This window comes from Microcystis sp. LSC13-02 (assembly GCA_002282935.1).
In the GTDB taxonomy this organism is placed as follows: domain Bacteria; phylum Cyanobacteriota; class Cyanobacteriia; order Cyanobacteriales; family Microcystaceae; genus Microcystis.
Genome location: MTBT01000154.1, coordinates 1 through 6,021, shown reverse-complemented (window position 1 = coordinate 6,021; position 6,021 = coordinate 1). Strand labels below are relative to the sequence as shown.

At 42.9% G+C, this 6,021-nt stretch carries 4 protein-coding genes; 3 read left to right on the top strand and 1 reads right to left on the bottom strand.

All coding sequences use genetic code 11. From position 1 onward, the window contains the following. Nucleotides 1-116: 116 nt before the first annotated feature. Together cysE and uvrA are read left to right on the top strand one after the other, a co-directional pair. Entirely contained in the window at nucleotides 117-890 is a 774-nt protein-coding gene (gene cysE, locus BGL89_RS09240) for a serine O-acetyltransferase (protein WP_286825463.1), read from the top strand. A 190-nt stretch (nucleotides 891-1,080) separates the two neighbouring features. After that, nucleotides 1,081-3,993: an excinuclease ABC subunit UvrA gene (gene uvrA, locus BGL89_RS09235; RefSeq protein WP_286825462.1), complete on the top strand. Its 2,913-nt coding sequence runs from the start codon at nucleotides 1,081-1,083 to the stop codon at nucleotides 3,991-3,993. Here the strand turns inward: uvrA and BGL89_RS09230 are convergent. Beyond that, nucleotides 3,950-4,726: a class I SAM-dependent methyltransferase gene (locus BGL89_RS09230; protein WP_286825461.1), complete on the bottom strand. Its 777-nt coding sequence runs from the start codon at nucleotides 4,724-4,726 to the stop codon at nucleotides 3,950-3,952. The genes uvrA and BGL89_RS09230 overlap by 44 nt on opposite strands. Before the next feature lie 814 nt (nucleotides 4,727-5,540). On the opposite strand from BGL89_RS09230, the gene BGL89_RS09225 reads away from it, so the two are divergent. Next, nucleotides 5,541-6,021: nuclease/transposase family protein (locus tag BGL89_RS09225; RefSeq protein WP_502692612.1), on the top strand; the 481-nt coding region annotated here is incomplete at its 3' end.

Here is a 6,021-nt window from a genome sequence, read left to right as displayed (position 1 = left end):
AAGGTTCAGTTTTTAGCTTGGTTATCGCTTTTTCCATTGTAGCTTAAAGCCGTCCTCAAAGGACGGGGTTTTAACCCAAATTTTCGATAACATGGTTTAGTATAAGCTCGATCAATATGGAATCAAGACTCGTGTTATCTACTCTCCTAGCCGATTTTAAGATCATTTTTGAACGTGACCCCGCTGCCCGCAACTGGTTAGAGGTAATGTTTTGTTATCCCGGATTACAGGCTTTACTGTGCCATCGCTTCGCCCATTGGCTATATCAGATCGGGATTCCCTTTATTCCCCGTTTAATTTCCCATCTTGCCCGTTTTCTGACTGGTATCGAAATTCACCCCGGGGCCCAAATAGGTCAGGGTGTTTTTATCGACCATGGCATGGGAGTTGTCATCGGAGAAACGGCCATTGTCGGTGATTATGCCCTGATCTATCAAGGAGTTACTTTAGGAGGGACGGGGAAAGAAAGCGGTAAACGTCACCCGACTCTAGGGGAAAATGTGGTGGTCGGCGCTGGGGCCAAGGTTTTAGGTAATATTTATCTGGGTAATAACGTTCGCGTCGGTGCTGGTTCTGTGGTCCTGCGCGATATTCCCGCCGATTGTACCGTTGTTGGTGTCCCCGGTCGTTTAATCTATCGGGCCGGGACGCGGGTGGAACCTCTCGAACACGGTGATTTACTCGACTCGGAAGCGGTGGCTATTCGCGCTTTGGTGGACCGCATCGAACAACTGGAAAAACAAGTGTACGAATTGCGGCTAGAACGGTCAAAAGAACCAGATTATCGGATTAATTGCCCAGTTTTAGCCCATTTAGAAGAAGAAGCGAGTCATAGCTGTTGTCCTGCGGCCGATCGAGATATGCGCGAGTTTCTCGAACGGGCGGTTTAACCCCGATAATCTTCTGATATGATAGAAGACTGGTTTTCTAAGTAAGTGGTTTTAATTAAATAGAAGATGGATTTTGCCTTCCATCCCCCCTTAATAAGGGGGTATCTGACAATTTTTAACACCTACCTACTTAGTAGCTGAAACCCATTCGTCAAAGCTATGATTATTAAGGACTACTTGGCACCGTCCGATGGCTCAAACTGACTCGATCCGTATCCGTGGCGCCCGACAACACAATCTCAAAAATGTTGATCTCGAATTACCCCGCAATCAGTTGATTGTTTTTACGGGAGTTTCGGGATCGGGCAAATCTTCCCTCGCTTTCGACACTATTTTTGCGGAGGGACAGCGCCGCTATGTGGAGTCCCTCAGCGCCTACGCGCGCCAATTTTTAGGACAATTAGATAAACCCGATGTGGATGCGATCGAGGGTTTAAGTCCGGCTATTTCCATTGACCAAAAATCCACTTCCCACAATCCCCGTTCTAGTGTGGGAACTGTAACGGAAATTTACGATTACTTGCGTTTATTGTTCGGTCGTGCCGGTGAACCCCATTGTCCCCATTGCGATCGCAATATTGCCCCCCAAACCATCGATCAAATGTGCGATCGAGTGATGGAATTAGCCGAGAAAACCCGTTTTCAAATCTTAGCCCCGGTAATTCGCGGCAAAAAAGGCACTCATAAGCAATTAATCTCTAGTTTAGCCTCCCAAGGCTTTGCCCGGGTGCGGATTGACGGCAAGGTAGTAGAATTATCCGAGGGCATCGAGTTAGATAAAAAACATCTTCATGATCTTGAAATTGTTATCGATCGCCTGATCAAAAAAGAGGGTTTACAGGAAAGATTAGTAGATTCTTTAACCACTTGTTTAAAGCATTCCGATGGTGTAGCGATTGTGGAAATTCTCGATGAGAATAACGAAGATAATCCCGAAGTTACCAAAGAAATTGTCTTTTCCGAGAAATTTGCCTGTCCCGAACACGGGGCAGTTATGGAGGAATTATCCCCCCGTTTATTCTCTTTTAATTCTCCCTATGGTGCTTGTCCCAACTGTCACGGATTGGGCAGTTTACGAAAATTTTCGGCAGATTTAGTCATTCCTGACCCGAAACAACCGGTTTATTCGGCTATTGCCCCTTGGTCAGATAAGGATAACTCCTACTATCTTTCTCTCCTCTACGGTTTAGGGCAAGCTTTAGGTTTTGAAATTCAAACCCCTTGGCAGAAACTAACAAAAACCCAGCAAGATATCATTCTCTATGGGAGTAAAGAACCGATCTATTTTGAAGATGATTACCGTTATGATACTGGTCGCGGTTACTATCGAGAATTTGCGGGAGTTATCAATATCTTAGATAGGAATTATCAAGAAACCACCTCGGAAGTTATTAAACAAAGACTAGAGAAATATATTGTTAACCAAACCTGCGAAGTTTGTCACGGAAAAAGATTAAAACCGGAAGCTTTATCGGTACGTTTAGGACAATATACGATCACGGATTTTACCGGAGTTACCATTCGGGATTGTTTGCAGAGAATTAATGATTGTCATTTAACCCCAAGACAAGCATTAATTGGAGAATTAGCCCTCAAAGAAATCAAAGCGAGACTACAATTTTTAATCGATGTGGGATTAGATTATCTTACCCTCGATCGACCGGCGATGACTTTATCCGGGGGAGAATCCCAACGAATTCGATTAGCCACTCAAATCGGTTCGGGATTAACAGGAGTACTATACGTTCTCGATGAACCTAGCATCGGATTACACCAAAGAGATAATAGTAAACTGTTAGAAACCCTGCAAAGATTACGAGATTTAGGTAATACTTTAATTGTCGTCGAACACGATGAAGAAACGATTCGGGCAGCCGATTATGTGGTCGATATCGGTCCGAAAGCGGGGATTCATGGCGGAGAAATCATCTGTCAAGGCAGTTTTAAAACCCTTTTAAAGTCCAAAAAATCGATAACAGGGGCCTACTTATCGGGACGCAAAGTTATAGAAACTCCTCCCCAAAGAAGGGAAGGGAATGGTAATGCTTTAGTCTTAAAAAATTGCCATCAAAATAACCTAAGAAATATTGATGTAACGATTCCTTTAGGAAAATTAGTCTCGATTACGGGAGTATCTGGTTCGGGCAAATCCACCTTAATTAATGAGTTATTATATCCGGCTTTACAACATCATTTAACCCGTTTAACTCCCTTCCCCAAAGAGTTAGATAAAGTGGCAGGATTGGACGCGGTTGATAAAGTAATTGTCATTGACCAATCACCGATAGGACGCACTCCTCGGTCAAATCCTGCCACCTATACGGGGGTTTTTGACATTATTCGCGAGATTTTCACCGAAACCATCGAAGCAAAAGCTAGAGGTTACAAAGCAGGGCAGTTTTCTTTTAATGTTAAAGGAGGACGCTGTGAAGCGTGCCTAGGCCAAGGAGTAAACGTCATCGAGATGAATTTTCTCCCCGATGTCTATGTGCAGTGTGATGTGTGTAAAGGGGCGCGTTACAATCGGGAAACCCTACAGGTTAAGTATAAAGGTTATTCGATCGCCGATGTCTTAGATATGACGATCGAGGAAGCATTAAAGGTCTTTGAAAATGTCCCCCGGGCCACCACCAGATTACAAACTCTCGTGGATGTGGGTTTAGGATACTGTAAACTCGGTCAAAGCGCTCCCACTTTATCCGGTGGAGAAGCGCAAAGGGTGAAATTAGCGGCCGAATTATCCCGACGGGCCACGGGAAAAACCCTATATTTGATCGATGAACCGACTACGGGATTATCTTTTTATGATGTGCATCATCTCTTAGATGTGTTACAAAGATTGGTCGATAAAGGTAATTCGATTATCGTCATCGAACATAATCTCGACGTGATTCGCTGTAGCGATTGGATTATTGATTTGGGACCAGAAGGAGGGGACAAGGGAGGAGAATTAATCGCGGTGGGAACACCGGAAACCGTGGCTAAATGCGAAAAATCCTACACTGGTCATTATCTTGCCCAAGCATTACTTCAATATCCCCCAAAAAAGCCGGATAATATTAGGGAACAACACAGAGATAATAAAGCCAATGATCAAGATTAGTATTTAACTCTTGTTCGCTCTTAATTTCCTGACCAGTTTTCCAAGAATAAATTTTAATATCTTGAAAGTAAGACCTTAACTGTCTTAATTGTTCTTTGGGTGTGGCGTAATAATTTTGGAGACGAAAATTATGGGGTTCATCCCGAATAATTGCATAGTCAGCAGTCAATAACTGTTTGTAGCTAAGAGAGGGATTACAGGCACGCAAAATCGCCCAGATGACTAAATTGACATAGCTACTAAAAGGATTCAAACTAATCTTTTTTTTCCAATCGAATTCTGGGATAATTCCCTGAAGATTATGACTAGAAAAACAGAAATAACCACCCGGTTTACCAAGGCGACTAATTTCCTCTAAAACTAGGAAACGGTCAGCAGGGGAAATATAATCAATGCCATTAAAACTAAAGAGAATAAAATCAAAATAATTATCCGCAAATTGTTCTAGATTTCTAGCATCGGCCACTTGCCAGACTAAATGGGGGAATTTTTGACGACAAGCGGCGATCATTTCCGCAGAATAATCAACACCGATATATTCTCCCACAAGAGGTGCAAAATACTTCGTAGTCCGTCCCGCACCTACCCCTAAATCAAGCATTTTCATCGTCGATAAACGCTCTTGCAGCCGGGTTAAAATTGTCCTTTCTGCCGGCTGTAGCGCGGTTAATTGGGCATAATAACTGACAATACTAGGGTCTCTATAGGTTTGCTGATTTTTGTCCTTAATCATTCTCGATCGCTCTTTCCTACTGCCATCTTTAAGAAAAGATTTAGACTATCATAAGATGCGCTTAAATTATCCAATTGGCATCAATGGAGATTTTTAGTTCTTTTGTCCCATCTACAAGAATAGCATTTTCCAAAAGTGATAAAAGAAATGTAAAGTTATTTTATAGTAGTTGTCTTTGATAGCCTGGAAATTGTCCTGACGACTTCCCAAATTGCTCCTCACCTGACCCACCGTCTCAACCTCCAGTTGACGAAAGTAGATAGCACCGAGATTGACTTGCAGCAGTTTGATTATGTCCTGCTTAACCAGCGCCATCCCGGTTGGACGAGTCGCCGTCGGTTGTCAGCCATCTGATCGGAGGCTTGCAGCGATCGCCTGGGTTTAAATTGAGTTACGCGCAAGATCAGGTATTTTTATTTGAGCAACGCTAAGAGAGAAAAAAGCATCGCGGACCACATATCTGTATAAAGTGCTACAATAAGCTAAGATTCCATCAAAGGTTAGATTATCAAACGCCGACTCAGGACTATCAAGGTCGGAAAACCTCGTTCGATAGTCTGAGCAGAGGTAAGACAATCGGTTAGACTTATTGACCATCTGAGACTGTCCAATCGTTGGGATCGACTTCGGGTATGGGTGAGGATATCGATACGCAATCGTCAGGGTAACACCAAATCCCCCTGATCTAGTGCAGTGGACAAACCTTCTTGTTTCTAGTGACCACTTCAGTGGTCCCTGATGATAACTGGGTTTTGCTAACTGGATTTGGGATAAAACTGCCTTAGTGCGGTTTCCAAGGGTCGAGGATTGTTAGATGCTAGTCGTAGAAGCAAAGCTAAAAAACGGAACACCAGAGCAATATCAGAAACTCGATGAAGCTATCAGAACTTCTCAGTTTGTGCGTAACTCTTGTGTTCGTCATTGGATAGAAAATAAAGGAACAACCCGCAATGATCTCCAAAAGCTTTGTGCGGTACTAGCTAACAATAAAGAGACCCCTTGGGTTAATAAATTAAACTCTCAAGCTCGTCAATCGGCTGCCGATAGAGCCTGGCAATCAATTAATCGGTTTTATCAGAATTGTCATGCTAAAATACTAGGGAAAAAGGGTTTTCCTCGGTTCAAAAAGCATAGTCGTTCCGTTGAGTATAAACTAACAGGCTACAAACTATCAGATGATCGACGTAAAATCAGATTTACTGACGGTTTTAAAGCAGGAGAATTTGATTTATGGTGTAGTCAAAAGACATTAGTTTATTATTCAGAGCAACAGATTAAACGGGTAAGAGTTGTTA

Coding starts and splice junctions, on each gene's coding strand:
- cysE (WP_286825463.1), top strand. CDS start 117: ATGGAATCAAGACTCGTGTTATCTACTCTCCTAGCCGATTTTAAGATC.
- BGL89_RS09230 (WP_286825461.1), bottom strand. CDS start 4,726: ATGATTAAGGACAAAAATCAGCAAACCTATAGAGACCCTAGTATTGTC.
- uvrA (WP_286825462.1), top strand. CDS start 1,081: ATGGCTCAAACTGACTCGATCCGTATCCGTGGCGCCCGACAACACAAT.